The organism is Paenibacillus yonginensis (genome assembly GCF_001685395.1).
GTDB classification, from domain to species: domain Bacteria; phylum Bacillota; class Bacilli; order Paenibacillales; family Paenibacillaceae; genus Fontibacillus; species Fontibacillus yonginensis.
Genome location: NZ_CP014167.1, coordinates 2,937,533 through 2,955,156, shown reverse-complemented (window position 1 = coordinate 2,955,156; position 17,624 = coordinate 2,937,533). Strand labels below are relative to the sequence as shown.

The following is a 17,624-nucleotide window of genomic DNA, read 5'->3' as shown; positions in this document are numbered from 1 at the left end:
GATTGTTAGAGGATGGTTGATAAGATTGGCAGCAGCGATTACTTACGAACATATTAAAACCTGCAAGCAGTCCGGAGCCAGGCTCGGCCGCGTTCATACGCCGCACGGCGTCATCGAAACCCCGATCTTTATGCCGGTGGGCACGCTTGCTACGGTGAAGACGATGAGTCCGGAAGAACTGAAAGAGATGAACGCTCAGATTATTTTGTCCAATACGTATCATCTGTTTCTGCGCCCGGGCCATGAAATTGTCCGCGAAGCCGGCGGACTGCATAAGTTTATGAACTGGGACCGCGCGATTCTGACGGACAGCGGCGGCTTCCAAGTTTTTTCGCTTAGCGACATGAGAAAAATCACCGAAGAAGGCGTGCACTTCCGTTCCCATCTGAACGGAGACAAGCTGTTCCTTTCTCCGGAAAAAGCAATGGAAATCCAGAACGCCCTCGGTTCGGATATCATGATGGCCTTTGACGAATGCGCCCCGTATCCGGCTGAACATAAATACGTAAAAGATTCGCTTGAACGCACGACAAGATGGGCGGAAAGATGCCTGGAAAGCCATGCCCGGCCTCAGGATCAAGGTTTGTTCGGCATCGTGCAGGGCGGGATGTTTGAAGACCTTCGCAAGCAGAGCGCGCGTGATTTGACTTCCCTGGATTTTCCGGGTTATGCTATTGGTGGACTGAGTGTAGGCGAGCCTAAACATCTTATGTATGAAGTGCTCGATTACACGGTGCCTTTACTGCCGAGCAACAAACCCCGCTACTTGATGGGGGTAGGCTCACCGGATGCGCTTATAGAAGGTGCGATCCGCGGCGTAGACATGTTTGATTGCGTGCTTCCGACCCGGATTGCCCGCAACGGCACAACCATGACCAGCCAAGGAAGACTGGTGGTCCGCAATGCCCAGTATGCCCGCGATTTCGGTCCGCTGGATCCGGAATGCGATTGCTATACATGCCGCAATTATTCGCGTGCATACCTTCGTCATTTGATCAAGAGTGATGAAACGTTTGGCCTGCGCTTGACCACTTACCATAATCTGCATTTCCTGCTCAATCTGATGAAACAGGTTCGTCAGGCGATTATGGAGGACAGGCTGCTGGACTTCCGGGATGAATTTTTCGAGAAGTACGGCCTGTTTGGCAATGAAAAAGGATTCTAAAATATCGTCTTTAGAATGAAGGGGGATTCAACATGCATATGTTCCAGTATGCAGCGGCTCAAGGAAGCAACGGGATTATTGGCATCATCGTTCCTTTTGTGATCATGTTTGCCGTATTTTATTTCCTGCTGATTCGTCCACAGCAGAAGAAACAGAAAAATCGGAACTCTATGCTGAGAGAACTGAAAAAAGGGGATAAAATCGTTACGATCGGCGGTCTCCACGGCACAATTGTGGAATTGACCGACGACATCGTTGTCATTCGTGTCAATGATGTAACGAAGATGACCTTTGACCGCAGTGCGATCAGCCACAGCGTTGCTTCATCGGCTACCGAGTAACTCCCCTGGAAGACATGAACCGGGTATCGCGAAAGTAGCTTGCAGGTAGAATAATAAAGCCGGCATACAGCTCGAAAGGCTGCAGCCGGCTTTTTATTTTTCAGGATCGGAATTTCTTGAATAGTTAGAACAAGTGGATCATCGCTGCTGCAGCAGCATCGGTTTGGCTTCTGCATAACGAACGGTGCGTGATGCCCAGTACACTGCAATCGTAGTTGAAATAGCGGCTAAAAGGAGTCCGCCCAGCATATCCGTCAGCCAGTGGATGCCCATGTAGAAGATCGAGAAAATGATGATAACGGCGCTCGTACACGCGATGGCCGCCCATCTGCGGTTCCCGGAACGGACGGCCAAAATGGCCATGGAGACCGAAATCGCGGTATGCAGGCTGGGAAAGCAGTTATCCAATCCCGAGAGGGGTCTATAAACCTCTTCAAATTTAGGAAAGGCCTCCAGCATATAAAAAGTCACGCCCGCAGGGGTGTAGGACCACACCTCGTTGATCGGGAGAAACAAGAAAAAAGGGATGGCGACCGCATAATTCAGCAGCACGGTATAGCAGGAGGCAAACAAAAATATTTTGTTGCGCTGACCCGCATAAATGCCAATGGAAGCCACCAGCAAGGATTGAAGAATAATGACATAAAAGAATGCCGAAATCTGGGAGACCCAGAGATGGTGAAAAAACTGTTGGAAATGACGGACAAAATGACCTTCGATTCCAAAGAAAACGGAGGTATAATTGCTCCGAGCCGGCATCAAGCTTTCCAGCTTTAATTCATATTTATTCACCACAAGCACGCAGCACATGGCGATGAACACAAGCAGAAACCTCCAGGAATGGAACAGTTCATAAATAAACCGGTATGCGGCAATCAAGGGATTCCGGCCCGTTCCCACATAAATTAGGATAGCGGTCATCAAGACGGTTAAGCCGGATATAAAATACATAGATTCGTAAAGCAAAGCAGGAATAGCCTCCTCTAGGTTCAAAACTCCGATTTAAATAGTTTATCATATCCAAATAGAGAGAGGATATCCTTAGTTTGCACGAGCCTCAGCTTTTTCTGGCATTTTTCCCAAAAATCCCGCCGGTAGCTCCAATCAGAAAAGCCGGAATGAAGTAAAGAAGATCACCGCCTTTGAAAGAGGAGTCCAGCGCAAGGAAACTGATCACAAACAATAGAACTGCGTAAAGGATACCGGTGATCGCCCCCTGGTACCACCCTTTGCGTTCGCTTCTTTTGCCGGATACAAAGCTGCCGGCAAGCACGGAAATTGCGTGCACGACATACGTAAAGGTGGATAAACTGTCCTCTTCAAACCGGGACCACTTAAGCAATAAAGAGAGAAACAATGCACCGATCATCATCCATAAATAAGCGTACCACAGTCCGGAAAGCGTGGGGCCGGCAATGCGGAAAGGGATAAAGCGGCGGATGTGTTCCATAAACAACCTCCTAAACGTCAATGATATATTTTAATTGTATGGCAAGCATGACAAGCCTAGACCGCAGAAATCAAGGTCAGCGGAACCATCTTCCGAAGACGGGCACCCGCTGCAGGTCAAAGCGGTCGATCAATCCCGTTGCAAAGGTCAAAATCAGGTAAAGCACAAAGGCAACAGCGGCCGAGAGGATAAATTGAATAATGGCCGAAGGCGTAAAGGGAATCTCATGATACAGGTAGCTGGCGCAGCCGGCCATGATTACCATTGCACAAATGACTTTGACGACATCCGCAACCGGGAAGCGGTACTGGAGCGCACGGGAAACCGCTGCGCCATGCAGCAGCGTAACGATGATGATGTTGGCGATGCTGGCGATAATGGCTCCATAAATGCCCAGTGACGGGTTTGAAGCGAGGTAAAGAATCAGACCGATTTTGACGATGGCCCCGATCAAGGTGTTGGTCAGCGCGGTTCCTGGTTTGTCCAAAGCCTGCAGCGTAGCTTGCAAGGGAGCTTGAGCGTACATAAACAAAGCAAATGGAGCCATAACCTTCAGCATGCCGGCAATCTCGGTGTTGTTGTAAAGAAGCTGGCAGAGAGGTTCGGCCAGTACATACATGACGACTGCAAACGGAGCTCCGGTGACGAGCGCCAGCCGCAGGGACTGATGGAGTCGCTTGTGGATCGTTTTCCTGTCTCCCTTGGCTTGAGCTTCCGCCAAAGAAGGAACTAGGGAGATTGCCAGAGAGGTCGTAAGGGCCCCGGGAAGCAGAAGCACAGGAATGACCATCCCTTGGAGAGCCCCATATTGGGCCGTCGCCACTGCGGTTGCGACCCCGGCAATAGCCAGGCTCTGAGCCGTAGTTATAGATTCCAGCAGATAAGAAAGCGATCCGACCAGCCGGCCTCCGGTCACCGGTATTGCGATTTTTAAAATACGGCGAAGGGTATACATCAACCCTGTCTGAGAAGCGGCTGGCGCCGCAGCGCCAGAAGGAAGGAAATCCGGCTGGGTTTGTCCGTCCTGATCGGTCCGTTCAGTCTGCTGCGACGGGTCTTCCTTCCTGCGATAGAGAAAGAACTGCCAAAGCAGCGAGAGCAAAGAGATCGCTTCACCAGCCACTACCCCCAGCATTGCGCCGGCCGCAGCGTAAGCAATGCCCATCGGCAGGAACAGGGAAGCGAACCAAAGCTGGCACAGGATTCGGACCAGCGTCTCCAGAATGGACGAGCTTGCCGACGGGATCATATTTTGTTTTCCCTGGAAGTACCCCCGGAAGACGGATGATACAGCGACAATTAAAATCATCGGGCTCATGCTGATAAAAGCCGGGTACACACGCCCGTCGGTGAGCACGTTTCTCATCAGCCAAGGGGCGGCGAGCAGGGAGAGAAGCATAAAAGCAAAACCTGCCGTCCCCGAAAGAATAAGACTGGTGCGCAACACGGCCCGGGATTTCTCGGGTTTGCCCTCCGATTCGGCTTCTGCGATCAGCTTGGCAATGGCAAGGGGGATACCGCCGGAGATGATGGTGACCAGCACCAGAAAAAAGGGATAACCCAGCTGGTACAGGCCCACGCCTTCCGCGCCGATGACTCTTGGCAATAAAATGCGGGGAATAAAGCCCAAGATCCGGTTAACGATGCCTGCAGCCAGCAGAATCATGGTTCCGCGAATAAAAGATTGTTTGTTCAAATCGGGTCCCTCATCTCTTTCATAATCCTGGGCAGTGCGATCAGGTAGTTGATATATGGATATGCCTAACCTGTCCAGCTTCATGACAGCTACTTTTGTCCAGATTCAAGCAACTTTATGAAGAAGCAGGATTTTTGAAGGCAGGAACCGAAATATTAACTGATTCCACCATCACTATTAAATGGTATAATGGCTGAGAGGTTGCAGTTAACCTACGAGAGCGAAAGGAGTTTACCCGGATGGCTGAAGAAGAATTCAACGATGAGGAACTGATTAAAGCCATTGACGAGCTCTGCCAAAGCAAAGCAGAGGAATTTCGCTTGTTCGGCTATGAACAGGTAACGCCGGCCGAAATATGGGAATGTATCAGCTCAAAATACAAAAAGGATGGCATACCGCCGGTACACCGTCTGGTGAATGACATTCTCACCTTAAAAGCAACAACCTTTATGAATTATCTGACGCTTTCCGCCTATCGTGGATCCCGTTTTGAATAACAGGGGTTCTTTTTTTGCCTGAGGAGACCATAATTTGACATGCTTCAACTTGTTTCTCACAAATTGACGGCGTTTTCCTGCATGGCTATAATAGGAATATTGAGAATGAAAGGGGAACAATGAACGGGATGAAAAGAATCGTCACATTCATAGCCGTAGTGGTAATCACCATTGGGGTTATGGCCGGGACAAGCCCTTGGTTGATTAATAAGATGGAACTGGGCCTGGACTTGAAAGGCGGGCTTGAGATTTTGTATCAAGCGGCACCTTTGGAGAACGGGGCTAAAGTTACCAAGGAATCCCTGACACAAACGGCACTTAGTCTTGAGAAACGTTCCAATTTGCTTGGCGGGACGGAACCTGAAGTTACGACGGAAGGAACGGACCGGATCCGGCTCAAAATACCGGGAGCAGCAAACAACGAGGAAGTCCGCAAGAAGCTGAGTGAACCGGCATCGCTGACTTTCCGCAGCAAGGACGGTACAGAGAAAGAAGCCAACCAGTACAATAAAATTGAGCTGGTGGGCAGTGATTTTGCCGAAAATGGAGCAAGCATCACTTATGATTCGCTGAATCGTCCGCAAATCAGCATCAAATTGAAAAACAAAGAGAAGTTCGCTGAAGTGACCAAACGCCTTGCGGCTAAACCTTCGGGTTCCGCGGAAAGACAACTTGCGATCTTCCTGGATGATCAGCTGCTTTCCGCTCCAGAAGTACAACAGGAGCTGAATCAAGGCACCGCTGTCATCACGGGTTCCTATACGCTTGACGAAGCGAAAGAGCTAAGAGATACAATCAATCTCGGTGCTTTGCCGCTGAAGCTTACGGAAAAATATTCCCAGGTCGTGGACGCGACTTTGGGTAAATTGTCTCTTCATCAAACGCTGCTGGCAGGCGGAATTGCATCCGTGGTCATTCTGCTGTTTATGATGATCATCTATCATCTTCCTGGCGTTATTGCGAGCTTTACCCTGATTTCGTATGTCTGGATGATGCTGCTGGTCTTCCACTTTGCAGGAGTGACGCTTACCCTTCCAGGGATTGCAGCCTTTGTACTCGGGATCGGGATGGCGGTCGACGCCAACATCATTACCGATGAACGGATCAAGGAAGAACTCAGAAGCGGCAAGAGCATTATGTCCGCGGTCAAATCAGGGAACAAGGTTTCCTTCAGGACCGTTATGGATGCTCACGTCACTACCTTCATCGCAGCAGCGGTTATGTATTGGATGGGAACAGGTTCCGTTCGCAGCTTTGCGCTCGTTCTGATGATCGACATCGTGGTGAGCATTATTACGAACATTTTCTTCTCCCGCTATCTGCTTGTGCTTCTGGTGAAGGGAAATGTCATCAAGAAACCGGGCTTGCTTGGTGTGAAGGAGAGTGAAATCGGTGCCCTCTAATACAAATGATAAAATAGCCAACCCAAAAACAAGATGGAACTGGGATTTCATTAAATACAGCAAATATTTCTATTCGTTCTCTATCCTAGTGACCGTAATAGGGATTATAAGCCTGTTAGTGTTCCAGTTAAATTACGGGGTTGATTTCCGATCAGGCTCCAACGTGGACATTTCTGCTAAGCAGTTGTCCAAAGCGCAAATTCAGGAGGTTCTGAATGAGGCTGGTTTAGGCCAGCGAGATATGGTCATTACGCCCGGTTCCCAGCAGAGCAGTGTCCGGTTCTCGGATGTATTGACGGAAGCGGATCAAAGCAAGCTGCAGGCAGCTGTTACAAGTAAGCTTGGCAAAGACGCATCCACTGAAATCAATACGGTAGATACGGAAATTGCGAAGGAGCTTGAACGAAATGCCCTGATTGCTGTGCTTGTGGCCAGCTTGGGGATTATCATTTACGTAACAATTCGCTTTGAGTGGCGTTTTGCCGTAGCGGCCATCATCGCCTTGCTCCATGACGCCTTTATGGTTATTGCGATCTTCTCGATCTTCCATCTGGAAGTCAACCTTACGTTTATTATCGCGCTGCTTACGATCGTCGGTTATTCGATCAACGATACCGTCGTTATCTTTGACCGGGTTCGTGAGAATATGCGTTTTGCGAAAGTGAAAACTCGCCAGGATCTGCATGCCGTGGTAAACAAAAGTATCTCTCAAACGATGACACGTTCGATCAACACGGTATTCACCGTCTTTATTGCTTCCGTGGCTCTGTTAATCTTCGGTAGTGAAGCGATTCGGATGTTCTCGCTTGCGATGGTCATCGGGCTGCTGTTTGGTGCTTATTCTTCGATCTTTATCGCGAGCCCGCTTTGGTTCCTGCTTAAAGGCAAAAATGTAAACACAAGCAAAAAACCGGCAAAAGCGACTAATTAAGCTATAATTAAAGAGTGCAAAGCCGCGTCGCCCATGACGCGGCTTTCATTTTCACTTCTCACTTTGTCCGCATACAGCGGATAAACCTGATTGGCTCGATGGATCTGATCTGCAAGGAGGACTAACATGAGTAACCGGCAAATTATGCAACTGGATGAAGCATCCTGGGCGGGAGCCCTCAACTGTCTGACCCTCGCTCTATTTAAGGGCGCCATAGGCTGGTTGGGCGGCAGCAGGGTATTGCTGTCGGATGCTTTATTTTCCGCTGGAGACGCCATTTATGCCTTAGCAGGACGGATGCCGGGGAGGCCGCCTGTAAGATCCGGGAAGACCGCCCGGACCAAAAGGAAACAAACAGGAAACGGCCTGCTTATGATTGCCGTGCTAAGTCTGATCCTGGTATGGGGAGCGGCTCAGTCCATCGCTGTGTCTGTTAGAAGCTTGATGGGGTCGACCTTTACGGCTCCCCATTATGCTGCCGGAATGGCTGCTATTCTGTCTATTGGCATTAATGAGGCGCTGTTCCACAATCAATTCCGGCAGGCGGGCCGCAGCGAGACGCGAAACAAGCTGCTGGCTGATCGCAGATTGTCGCTTTTTTCGTCGATTATCGTTGTAATTGGTGTGGTCTGTGCCATGACTGGCGATTTACTTGATAATGACGTTCTTCTCGAGTTTGATCCGGCAGCGGCTATTGTGGTTGGGATTCTGGTGCTCTGGAAAGTGGGGCGTATGCTGTATGAGACGATCATTCACGCTTCAACAGTGCCAGAACCGGAATATGACACGCAGCAGCAGCAAATGATGGAAACGATCCAGCGGGTGTACGGGGTTATAACCGTTGAGGAGCTCCAAATCGCTGATCGCGGAAGCAAACTCGCCGTGTATGCCCAGATTAGCGTGAATCCGCGTATTTCCATGCATGAGGCGGTCGAAATTGCCGGAAGAGCTAAAGTTTTGCTGCTCAGAAGATTCTCTTATATCCAGGAAGCCGAGGTGCGTGTGATGCCGTACGACTCCGGATATCCCTATAAAAGCAATTACGAGATTAAGAACCAGGATGAAACATTGCTGCAATGAAATAGAGTTGGTATTGAGAAGCAGGAGGTGGTTTTCAGATGCTGCATGCCCATTATCGCTGGAGCACACTTAAGCCCGATCAACAGGCGGTAGCCAGGCTGACGTCGGAAATGAAGCTGCCCGAAATGGTAGCATCCCTGCTTGTGACACGCGGGTTTGATACAGCTGAGAAAGCTGAAGCTTTCTTGCTGGCCGGGGCAGAAGGACTGCATGACCCCTACAGTCTCCATGGTATGGAGGAAGCGGTAGCCCGCATCCGGCAGGCGCTGGCAAACCGGGAACGGATTCTAATCTACGGCGATTATGATGCTGACGGCGTTTCATCCACATCGCTTATGATCCGTTTGATGGAACATCTGCAGGCTGATTTCGAATGGTATATTCCCCATCGCTCCAAAGAAGGTTACGGCCTGCATAATCATGCCCTGGAAGCGGCGTCGCAGCGCGGGGTGACTCTTGTCGTGACGGTGGACACCGGAATTAGTGCGGTACAACAGGTTGCCTTTGCCCAAACATTGGGTTTGGATGTGGTGATTACGGATCATCATGAGCCCCCAGCCGTTCTGCCCGAAGCTTATGCGCTTGTCAATCCTAAACTCCCGTTTTGTCCTTACCCTTTCAAAGGGCTGGCTGGCGTAGGGGTGGCTTACAAGCTGGCTTGTGCTTTGGTTGAACAGGTGCCTTCTTCATGGACTCAGCTGGTAGCACTGGGAACAGTGGCGGACTTAATGCCATTGACGGGAGAGAACCGGATCCTCGTCACGCAAGGGCTGGCTTCTATGAAGGAGGAGCCGCTTACCGGAATGACCGCGCTGCTCCAGGTTTCTGGAAGCACGGTCCTGAATTCCACTACGATTGGTTTCGCTATGGCTCCGCGAATCAATGCAAGCGGACGGCTGGAGCATGCCAAAGAAGCAGTAGAGCTGTTAATTACAGGAGATCCGGATAAAGCTGCTGTCCTTGCAGACCGGCTTGATTTATTGAACCGTGAACGACAGCAGATCGTGGATGATATCGTTCAGGAGGCCATAAAGCAGCTTGAAGAAAATCATCCGAACGGGGAGATTCCATCTGTCGTAGTAGTGGCTGGTGAGGGCTGGAATGTCGGGGTTGTTGGCATCGTGGCTTCAAAGCTTGTTGAAAAATATTACCGTCCCACGCTCATCCTCGGCATCGACGCCGAAACGGGCATGTGCAAAGGCTCAGCCCGTTCTATTCCGGGTTACGACATGTACGAGGCGCTGACTGAATGCGCTGATCTTCTCGATCATTTTGGAGGTCATCCTTCCGCAGCGGGGATGTCGCTGCATCGGGATCAGCTGGCAGCGTTCAGTGAACGTCTTAATGCCTATGCGGATAAGGTTATGGAAGAAGAGCATTACATACCGGTGCTGACGGCAGATTTGGAGTGTACCCTTGATGAAATCAATGTACAAACGATTGAGCTGCTGTCCAAGCTGGAGCCTTTCGGGATGAACAATGGCTGCCCGCGTTTCTTGATTCAGGGAACACAAATTCTGGAATGCCGCCAAATGGGCAAGGACCGCAGGCATTTGAAAATTACGCTGAAGCAAAACGGAAGCGTGGTCGAAGCAGTTGCTTTTGGCAAAGGTTCTTGGGCCGGGCTGCTGACGGAAGGCGCCGTAATGAATCTGGTGGCGGAAGCCAGCATCAATGAATGGAACGGCTCCCGCAAAGCTCAGTTGATGCTGATGGACGGCTCTGTGGAGCATACCCAAATTTTTGATTATCGGGGGATCAAGAACCCATGGCATAAGCTGGATGAATTATTTGATCATTGGCAGACCCTGCCGGAGAACAATAAAGGCCAGGCCGCACTGGTTGCCAGACCAGACAGCGGAACAAAGTTATATAGACAATTGCGGGAATTGCCAGTTTGGGTATATGATAGGAACGCTGGTCTGATCATGGAATCCGAGGAAGCGGCGGCCAGCTGCCGGCCGGAGGAAGTTACGGTGCTGTTTATCGCAGATGCTCCTGAAACGCCGGAGCAGCTGAACACGTTGATTGCTTCCTTTGGTGCAGTGGAACGGATCTATCTTTTGCATTCGGCAGGAGAAGAATCAGAACGTGTGGAAAGCCCGACACGGGAGCAATTTAAACAGGTGTATGCGCTGCTTCGCAAAGCGGCCGGGCAAGCTGTGCCGGAATCGAAGCTGATCGGCTGGCTGTCGGGTCAAACCCGCCTGTCGTCCCGGATGGTTACGAAGACGCTGGCGATTTTTGAAGAATTGAACTTTATTTCGAGAGACCGGGGAATGATAAGATTAAATCCGGCTCCGGCCAAAAGACCTTTGGAATCGTCCATACGCTACAATGAATTGAGCCTGCTGGCTGAGATGGAGCATTATCTGCTCTTCGCCGGCATTTCAGAGCTGACAGAATGGATTCTAGGCAGAATGAAAGGCGTATCCTGATTTCTGCGGGATGACTGGAATATTTTTAGGAGGAGATTGACAAGTGAATTTCAAAGATTATATCCGGGTTATTCCGGATTTCCCGCAGCCGGGAATCAGCTTTAAAGATATTACGACCCTGCTGAATGACGGGGCTAAATACCGGGAAGCGATTGAGGAAATGAGAAAGATGATTGCCGATCTGAAGATCGACCTGATCGCAGGTCCGGAAGCCCGTGGTTTTGTGGTTGGAGCGCCGCTGGCTTATGCGCTTGGGGTTGGGTTTGTGCCGATCCGCAAGAAAGGCAAACTGCCTTACGATACGATTGAGGTTTCCTATGATCTTGAATATGGTACGGATGTTCTGGCTATGCACAGCGACGCTGTTAAACCGGGCCAAAACGTGCTGATTGCAGACGATCTGCTGGCAACAGGCGGAACGATTGCAACCTGTGTCGATCTGATTCGTCAAGTTGGCGGGAATGTCGTCGGCGCAGCGTTTATGATTGAACTGCAGGATCTGAACGGCCGGGCCAAGCTGCCGGACGTGGAGGTCTTTACGCTGACACAGTATCCTTTCTGATTTGCAAAAATGACATGCTGAAAGAAATACAAGGACCGCCTTCTTGGAAGGCGGTCCTTGTATTTCTTTGCCGGATTAATCTGGATTTTTGGCTGGCGGCGCTGGTTCGCCGGATTCGTTGGACAGGCCCGTTACCTGCAGCAGACGGAAGAACAGACTGAGCAGGATGCCGACAATCGTGGCAAGCGCCATGCCTTTCAGCTGGACGGAACCCAAGGTAACGCTTGCTCCGCTCAGACCGGTTACCAGGACAACCGTCGTCAGCAGCAGGTTCTGCGCTTTAGAGTAGTCGACTTTCTGCTCAACCAGAATACGCAGGCCTGAAGCTGCGATTACTCCGAACAGCAGCAGGGAGACGCCGCCCATAACCGGCTGGGGGATGGCCGCGATTGCGCCGGTGAAGGTACCGGAGAAGGATAACACAATCGCGATGATCGCAGCTCCGCCGACCACAAACACGGAATAGACGCGGGTCAGCGCCATGACTCCGATGTTCTCGCCATAAGTCGTATTTGGCGTGGAGCCAACAAAGCCGGAAAGGATCGTGGAGATGCCGTTGCCAAGCAGCGACCGGTCCAGGCCGGGATCTTTGGACAGATTTTTGCCTACAATATTGCCGGTCACCAACAGGTGCCCGACATGCTCCACGATAACGACGAGCGAAACCGGAATAATGGTCAGAATGACCGACCAGTTAAACGTAGGAGTCGTGAAAGTTGGGAGCTGTACCAGGTGAGCGTCCCGGATAGCAGAAGTATCCATCAAACCGAGCGGGAAAGCGAGCACGTAGCCGACCACAATACCGATCAGAATGTGGATGATCTTAGGGAAACCGCGGAACATTACGGCTCCGAGCAGGGTTACGGTCAAGGTAATCAGCGACAGGGCGATCACTTTGCCGTCCGGGGTCCAGGAAGCGGGATCTGCACCGTCCGGCGCAATAAGTCCGGCCATTTGAGCAGCGACTGGGATCAGCTCAAGACCGATCAGTGCAACAATCGCCCCCATGGCCGCAGGCGGGAAGACGATGTCCAGCCAGCCTGTCCCGGCGAACCGGATGATCAGCGCCACAATGGCGAATATAATCCCTGTCACAACAAAGGCGCCCAGCACCAGCGAATAACTGCTAGAGCTATAACCATGTTCTTGCAATACGCTGGTTACCGGCGCGATGAAAGCAAAGCTGGAGCCCAGATAAGCAGGAATATTCCCCTTGCATATCAGGATATAAAGCAAAGTCCCAATCCCGTTCATCAATAAAATCGTTCCTGGATCGACATGAAACAGATTGGGGACCAGGATGGTGCTTCCGAACATGGCAAACAGATGCTGAAGGCTCAGCAGCAGCCCGGGCCCGAAAGGAAGTTTTTCATTGACTTGAATTTCACGTTGCACGTTTTCCGCCCCTTGTTGTTTATTTATTCCACACAGTTGTATCCTCAATCTTAAAAGCTTATAGAGTTAAGCTCCATTTTTCAATAACGATTTTAATATTTACCCAAAATCTTTACCAAGCCTTCATGCAGAATGGTTGACGCGGCCTGATGCAAGAGGCATAATTATAGGAAATCATTATTTTCGAGGAACCTGATGCGGAAGAGCTATGTACAGGTTCCATTTTCATATTTCAATTTGAATGGACGGAATTAACCTATTTTACGTATAAATGAACGAGTTGTTATCATGTGCTGCAATGGAGCGTTCTCATGGTTGTTCATTTATGAATAGAAAGGAAACGACAACGATTCAATGGGTATACAGCGATTACTTGAAAAGGCGTCGGCCTATATTACAGAAGCTGATCTGAACCGCATCCGCGAAGCGTACGAATTCGCCGAACAAGCTCATCATGGTCAAGTCCGCAAATCGGGAGAACCTTATATTCTTCATCCGCTCGCTGTAGCGGATATTGTCGTTAATATGGGCATGGATGTCTTGTCCATTATTGCGGCCCTGCTGCATGACGTAGTGGAAGATACGACGGTTTCCCTCCAGGAAATCGAAGAGCAATTCGGCAGCGGCTGCGCAATGCTGGTTGACGGTCTGACTAAGCTGGAACGCATCCGCTTCCAGTCGAAGGAAGAGCAGCAAAATGAGAACTACCGCAAGATGTTTATTGCGATGGCTCAGGATATCCGGGTTATTGTGATCAAGCTTGCGGACCGGCTCCACAATATGCGGACATTGAAATACCAGTCCGAAGAAAGCCAGCGCCGGATTGCTTATGAAACGCTGGAAATCTTTTGCCCCATTGCGCACCGTCTCGGTATTTCCGCGATCAAATGGGAGATGGAGGATATTGCGCTTCGTTATTTGAATCCGCAGCAGTATTACCGGATTGCCAATTTAATGCATAAGAAACGTGCGGAACGCGAGGCCTTTATCGATTCCGTTATTTCGCGCATCTCCGAGAAGCTGGACGAAATGGGCGTGGTGGCCGATTTGTCCGGCCGGCCAAAACATATTTACAGCATTTATAAGAAAATGACGAGTAAAAACAAACAGTTCAACGAAATTTATGATCTGTTTGCTATTCGCATTATCGTTGACAATATCAAGGATTGTTATGCGACGCTTGGCATCATCCATACGCTTTGGAAGCCGATGCCCGGCCGGTTCAAGGACTATATCGCCATGCCGAAGGAGAATATGTATCAATCCCTTCATACGACTGTAGTGGGTCCTAACGGCGAGCCTACAGAGGTGCAAATCCGGACGTGGGAAATGCACAAAACGGCCGAGTTCGGTATCGCTGCCCATTGGGCTTATAAAGAAGGCGGAGGAGACACGACAGGACCGGAAAGCAAAATGCCGTTTTTTAAAGAGATTCTGGAGCTGCAGCATGAAGCCCAGGATGCTTCTGAATTTGTTGAATCCCTAAAGATGGACTTCTTCTCGGATCTGGTTTTTGTTTTTACACCAAAAGGGGAAGTCATCGAACTGCCTATGGGCTCCGTTCCTCTCGATTTCTCTTACCGGATTCATACCGAGGTCGGCAACCGGACGATTGGGGCTAAGGTCAACGGGCGGATCGTGCCGCTCGACCATAAGCTCAAGAACGGGGACATCGTCGAGATCTTAACCTCCAAACATTCTTATGGACCCAGCCAGGATTGGCTCAAAATTGCGCAGTCTTCACATGCGCGGAGCAAGATCAAGCAGTGGTTCAAGAAAGAAAAACGCGAAGAAAATGTCGAAAAAGGTCGAGATTTAATTGAGCGGGAATTGAAACGCGCCGGTTATGAACCTTCTTCCTTAATGACGGATGACAAATTGCTTGATGTTGCTCGCAAGTTTGCTTTTAACGACATTGAGGATATGCTGTCGGCCATTGGTTTCGGCGGATTAACCGCCGCCCAATGCTGTACGAAGCTCACGGAGAAACTCCGCAAGGAGCAGGAAGAAGCGGGGCAGATCGAGCTTACCTCGGAAGTGAAGGAAGTCAAAGCCCAGCCGGATGAGAAGAAACATCGTCCGACTAACGGCGTTAAGGTCAAGGGCGTCGACAACTTGCTGGTCCGCTTTGCGCGCTGCTGCAATCCGGTTCCGGGCGACGACATTATCGGTTATATTACTCGGGGCCGCGGTGTATCCGTACACCGGAAGGATTGTCCGAACATTCCGGCCGGCGACGACGGAGAAGAAGCAGCACGTGTAATCGATGTGGAATGGGAAGACGCTGTTGAAGCTAATTACAGCGTGGATATTGAGATCACCGGACATGACCGCAGAGGCCTGCTGAATGAAGTGCTTCAGGCTGTGTCGGAAAGCAAAACGAATATCTCGGCTGTTTCGGGCCGCTCGGATAAAAACAAATTGGCGCTGATCCATATGACGATCCTCATTCGCAATACAGATCATTTACAGGCTGTCGTTGAAAAAAATCAAACGGGTACAGGATGTGTATTCCGTTCACCGGATTATGCAATAATCAAGCAAGGAGATTGGTTGGAACATGCGGGTACTTGTACAGCGCTGCAAACGGGCGCAGGTCACAGTGGAAGGCGAAATTACAGGCCAGATCGGCACGGGACTGGCGCTGCTTGTCGGGGTTACCCATGACGATCAGGAAGCGGACGCCGTTTATTTGGTGGAGAAAATTTCCGGATTGCGGATTTTTGATGATGAAGACGGGAAAATGAACCTCAGCGTTCTGGATGTGGGCGGCAGCATCCTGTCTGTATCCCAATTTACGTTATATGGGGATACCCGGAAGGGGAAACGGCCGAGCTACAGCCAAGCAGCGGGCGGAGACAAGGCTGAGCCGCTCTATAACCGCTTTAACGACTTGCTGCGCGCCAAAGGGCTGACGGTGGAAACCGGCCGTTTTGGGGCTGAAATGGACGTTGAGCTCGTGAATTGGGGACCTGTGACGTTCTGGGTGGAAAGCCCACAGAAATAATCGCGAAATTTGAACCTTTATGCAGCGTTATGGCTATGACCATGCCGTAACCGCATAGAGGTTTTTTATTTCGGGCATTCTTTAAAAGAATGAAATTTGGTAAAGGGGTTCTTCTCATTGCGACAATCGGATAAACCTGCTGCTTGCTATTCGGGCGCGCTTTATTTCCCGGGCCATATTCGGGAAGCGGCTGAGCTCGGCCGAATCGCCGGGGAAAAGCCGGGAACAGCGCTTCAAGGGAACAGGCCGAGGAACAGCGGCCCAAACCGGGGAAGCCGTTCCTGAGCCGGACCTTATGACCGGATTCATAACTAGGGCGTCCTGAGACCGGGATGCTTTTTTCCCGTAGAGGATATTCCTCCCTGCCATAAGCTGAGAGGAGGACTTGTTAGAAACCTAAGCAGGAAGGGTAATAACAACATGAACATAAGATTAACACCGCTGGAAAGGAGAACGATATACGATGAGCAAAGTAGCTTTTTTACTCGCTAACGAATTCGAAGATTCCGAAATGCAGGTACCCTACGATGAAGTAAAACAGGCCGGACATGAAGCAGATATCATCGGGCTCAAAGCCGGCGAAACTTTAAAAGGCAAGCAAGGCAAAGCTGAATATACAACAGACAAAGCCATTACGGACGTTAAAGCAGACGATTACGATGCCGTGGTGATCCCGGGCGGCTCTTCGCCGGAAAATTTGCGGCTGGATCCGAACGTACTGGAATTTGTCAAGGCGTTTGATGCCTCCAAAAAACCGGTAGCGGCGATCTGTCATGGGCCACAAATTCTGGCCAGCGCAGGTTTGCTGCGAGGCAGAACGATCACTTCTTATCCTCCGCTTCAGGATGATATGGTGAACGCCGGTGCTAATTTTGTCGATGAGGAAGTCGTGGTGGACTGCAACTTCATTTCCTCCCGTACTCCTAAAGATGAGCCCGCGTTTGTTCGGGAACTGCTGAAGGTGCTGTGAATATACCCCCAAAAAAAGAAAAGGAAGTGATATTCATGTCCAGGCATATTCAAGCGTATTTTAAAACCGAAGATGATGCCGAATCTGCCAGAACCCGTTTGATCGGGTATTCTTTGGAGAATCTGGAGGTAGGCCGTCTTGAAGGCGGCATCGGCAACGACCGCGAAATTTTGATTCCGATCGCTCCAGTCGGAAGCACCCCGGGGATGTATGCGGGCGGAGCACAGACGGCAGGAGGAGGCAGCGGGGGCGTTTATACGACGCAAAGCGCTATTCCGCTTAACAACGTCAAGGATAACGATACGGAAGCCGAGCGGGATCGGCGTGAAGACCGTCCCGAGCAGGATGATCTAGAGCTTGGCACCTATCCGATCTCAAATGACGATTATAATGATCTTCAATATGTATTAAGCGCCCGGGTGAACGAGCAGCAGTATGAGGAAGTCGTGCAGAAGCTGCGTTCGGAAGGGGCCTATGTAGAACGTTTTGATTAATTGAGGCGAATTAGGGGAAGCGCTTGCCTCTTTGTAATATAACTGTAATATTGCAACTGTTTCTTTGTAATATTGGCTGTTTATAATAAAGGCATGACCCCCTTTTTTAATATATGCTGTTGAACCTGCTGAATGAAGCAGGTTTTTTTCTTGTTTCTTTCTTGACTTTGTTCCTTTAGTTCCTTAAAATCTAAC

At 50.2% G+C, this 17,624-nt stretch carries 16 protein-coding genes and 1 pseudogene; 13 read left to right on the top strand and 4 right to left on the bottom strand.

Features of this window, described 5'->3' with window-relative positions; translation table 11 throughout:
- Nucleotides 1-25: 25 nt before the first annotated feature.
- Together tgt and yajC are read left to right on the top strand one after the other, a co-directional pair.
- Entirely contained in the window at nucleotides 26-1,165 is a 1,140-nt protein-coding gene (gene tgt, locus AWM70_RS13365) for a tRNA guanosine(34) transglycosylase Tgt (RefSeq protein ID WP_068697164.1), read from the top strand.
- Nucleotides 1,166-1,197: 32 nt separating this feature from the next.
- Nucleotides 1,198-1,506: a preprotein translocase subunit YajC gene (gene yajC, locus AWM70_RS13360; RefSeq protein ID WP_418303157.1), complete on the top strand. Its 309-nt coding sequence runs from the start codon at nucleotides 1,198-1,200 to the stop codon at nucleotides 1,504-1,506.
- Between the two features lie 138 nt (nucleotides 1,507-1,644).
- Here yajC and AWM70_RS13355 read toward each other — a convergent pair whose 3' ends face one another.
- From AWM70_RS13355 to AWM70_RS13345, 3 genes are all read right to left on the bottom strand, one after another.
- Nucleotides 1,645-2,472, bottom strand: coding sequence for a phosphatase PAP2 family protein (locus AWM70_RS13355; RefSeq protein WP_237167711.1), 828 nt, complete (start codon nucleotides 2,470-2,472; stop codon nucleotides 1,645-1,647).
- 91 nt (nucleotides 2,473-2,563) lie between these two features.
- A complete protein-coding gene (locus AWM70_RS13350; RefSeq protein WP_068697163.1) occupies nucleotides 2,564-2,956 on the bottom strand; it encodes a TIGR04086 family membrane protein in 393 nt (130 codons plus the stop codon).
- Between the two features lie 76 nt (nucleotides 2,957-3,032).
- The gene (locus AWM70_RS13345; RefSeq protein WP_068697161.1) at nucleotides 3,033-4,652 is read right to left on the bottom strand and encodes a putative polysaccharide biosynthesis protein; all 1,620 of its coding nucleotides are present in this window, start codon (nucleotides 4,650-4,652) and stop codon (nucleotides 3,033-3,035) included.
- A 239-nt stretch (nucleotides 4,653-4,891) separates the two neighbouring features.
- On the opposite strand from AWM70_RS13345, the gene AWM70_RS13340 reads away from it, so the two are divergent.
- From AWM70_RS13340 to AWM70_RS13315, 6 genes are all read left to right on the top strand, one after another.
- A complete protein-coding gene (locus AWM70_RS13340; protein WP_068697159.1) occupies nucleotides 4,892-5,149 on the top strand; it encodes a post-transcriptional regulator in 258 nt (85 codons plus the stop codon).
- Between the two features lie 128 nt (nucleotides 5,150-5,277).
- On the top strand, nucleotides 5,278-6,552 hold the full coding sequence (gene secD / locus AWM70_RS13335) for a protein translocase subunit SecD (RefSeq protein WP_068697157.1): 1,275 nt from the start codon (nucleotides 5,278-5,280) through the stop codon (nucleotides 6,550-6,552).
- 13 nt (nucleotides 6,553-6,565) lie between these two features.
- The gene (secF, locus tag AWM70_RS13330) at nucleotides 6,566-7,483 is read left to right on the top strand and encodes a protein translocase subunit SecF (protein WP_083180556.1); all 918 of its coding nucleotides are present in this window, start codon (nucleotides 6,566-6,568) and stop codon (nucleotides 7,481-7,483) included.
- 126 nt (nucleotides 7,484-7,609) lie between these two features.
- The gene (locus AWM70_RS13325) at nucleotides 7,610-8,563 is read left to right on the top strand and encodes a cation diffusion facilitator family transporter (RefSeq protein WP_068697154.1); all 954 of its coding nucleotides are present in this window, start codon (nucleotides 7,610-7,612) and stop codon (nucleotides 8,561-8,563) included.
- Nucleotides 8,564-8,601: 38 nt separating this feature from the next.
- The gene (recJ, locus tag AWM70_RS13320; protein ID WP_068697152.1) at nucleotides 8,602-11,001 is read left to right on the top strand and encodes a single-stranded-DNA-specific exonuclease RecJ; all 2,400 of its coding nucleotides are present in this window, start codon (nucleotides 8,602-8,604) and stop codon (nucleotides 10,999-11,001) included.
- 43 nt (nucleotides 11,002-11,044) lie between these two features.
- Nucleotides 11,045-11,563 carry an adenine phosphoribosyltransferase gene (locus AWM70_RS13315; protein ID WP_068697150.1) on the top strand — a complete coding sequence of 173 codons (519 nt, stop codon included), beginning with the start codon at nucleotides 11,045-11,047 and terminating at the stop codon, nucleotides 11,561-11,563.
- A 75-nt stretch (nucleotides 11,564-11,638) separates the two neighbouring features.
- On the opposite strand, the gene uraA is transcribed toward AWM70_RS13315, so the two are convergent.
- Entirely contained in the window at nucleotides 11,639-12,958 is a 1,320-nt protein-coding gene (uraA, locus tag AWM70_RS13310) for a uracil permease (RefSeq protein WP_068697148.1), read from the bottom strand.
- Nucleotides 12,959-13,312: 354 nt separating this feature from the next.
- On the opposite strand from uraA, the pseudogene AWM70_RS13305 reads away from it, so the two are divergent.
- The 5 genes and pseudogenes from AWM70_RS13305 (at nucleotide 13,313) to AWM70_RS13290 (ending at nucleotide 17,429) form a co-directional block, all read left to right on the top strand.
- A pseudogene (locus tag AWM70_RS13305) lies at nucleotides 13,313-15,494 on the top strand (RelA/SpoT family protein).
- A gap of 24 nt (nucleotides 15,495-15,518) precedes the next feature.
- A complete protein-coding gene (gene dtd / locus AWM70_RS13300; protein ID WP_083180304.1) occupies nucleotides 15,519-15,965 on the top strand; it encodes a D-aminoacyl-tRNA deacylase in 447 nt (148 codons plus the stop codon).
- 117 nt (nucleotides 15,966-16,082) lie between these two features.
- On the top strand, nucleotides 16,083-16,250 hold the full coding sequence (locus tag AWM70_RS23485) for a hypothetical protein (RefSeq protein ID WP_169823444.1): 168 nt from the start codon (nucleotides 16,083-16,085) through the stop codon (nucleotides 16,248-16,250).
- A 178-nt stretch (nucleotides 16,251-16,428) separates the two neighbouring features.
- Nucleotides 16,429-16,935, top strand: coding sequence for a type 1 glutamine amidotransferase domain-containing protein (locus tag AWM70_RS13295; RefSeq protein ID WP_068697146.1), 507 nt, complete (start codon nucleotides 16,429-16,431; stop codon nucleotides 16,933-16,935).
- A gap of 35 nt (nucleotides 16,936-16,970) precedes the next feature.
- Nucleotides 16,971-17,429: a hypothetical protein gene (locus AWM70_RS13290; protein ID WP_068697144.1), complete on the top strand. Its 459-nt coding sequence runs from the start codon at nucleotides 16,971-16,973 to the stop codon at nucleotides 17,427-17,429.
- The last annotated feature ends 195 nt before the right edge of the window (nucleotides 17,430-17,624 follow it).

Excerpts from the sequence above, each read along its gene's own strand:
- yajC (WP_418303157.1), top strand. The coding sequence starts at position 1,198 with ATGCATATGTTCCAGTATGCAGCGGCTCAAGGAAGCAACGGGATTATT.
- AWM70_RS13350 (WP_068697163.1), bottom strand. The coding sequence starts at position 2,956 with ATGGAACACATCCGCCGCTTTATCCCTTTCCGCATTGCCGGCCCCACG.
- AWM70_RS13340 (WP_068697159.1), top strand. The coding sequence starts at position 4,892 with ATGGCTGAAGAAGAATTCAACGATGAGGAACTGATTAAAGCCATTGAC.
- secD (WP_068697157.1), top strand. The coding sequence starts at position 5,278 with ATGAAAAGAATCGTCACATTCATAGCCGTAGTGGTAATCACCATTGGG.
- AWM70_RS13325 (WP_068697154.1), top strand. The coding sequence starts at position 7,610 with ATGAGTAACCGGCAAATTATGCAACTGGATGAAGCATCCTGGGCGGGA.
- recJ (WP_068697152.1), top strand. The coding sequence starts at position 8,602 with ATGCTGCATGCCCATTATCGCTGGAGCACACTTAAGCCCGATCAACAG.
- dtd (WP_083180304.1), top strand. The coding sequence starts at position 15,519 with ATGCGGGTACTTGTACAGCGCTGCAAACGGGCGCAGGTCACAGTGGAA.
- AWM70_RS13295 (WP_068697146.1), top strand. The coding sequence starts at position 16,429 with ATGAGCAAAGTAGCTTTTTTACTCGCTAACGAATTCGAAGATTCCGAA.
- AWM70_RS13290 (WP_068697144.1), top strand. The coding sequence starts at position 16,971 with ATGTCCAGGCATATTCAAGCGTATTTTAAAACCGAAGATGATGCCGAA.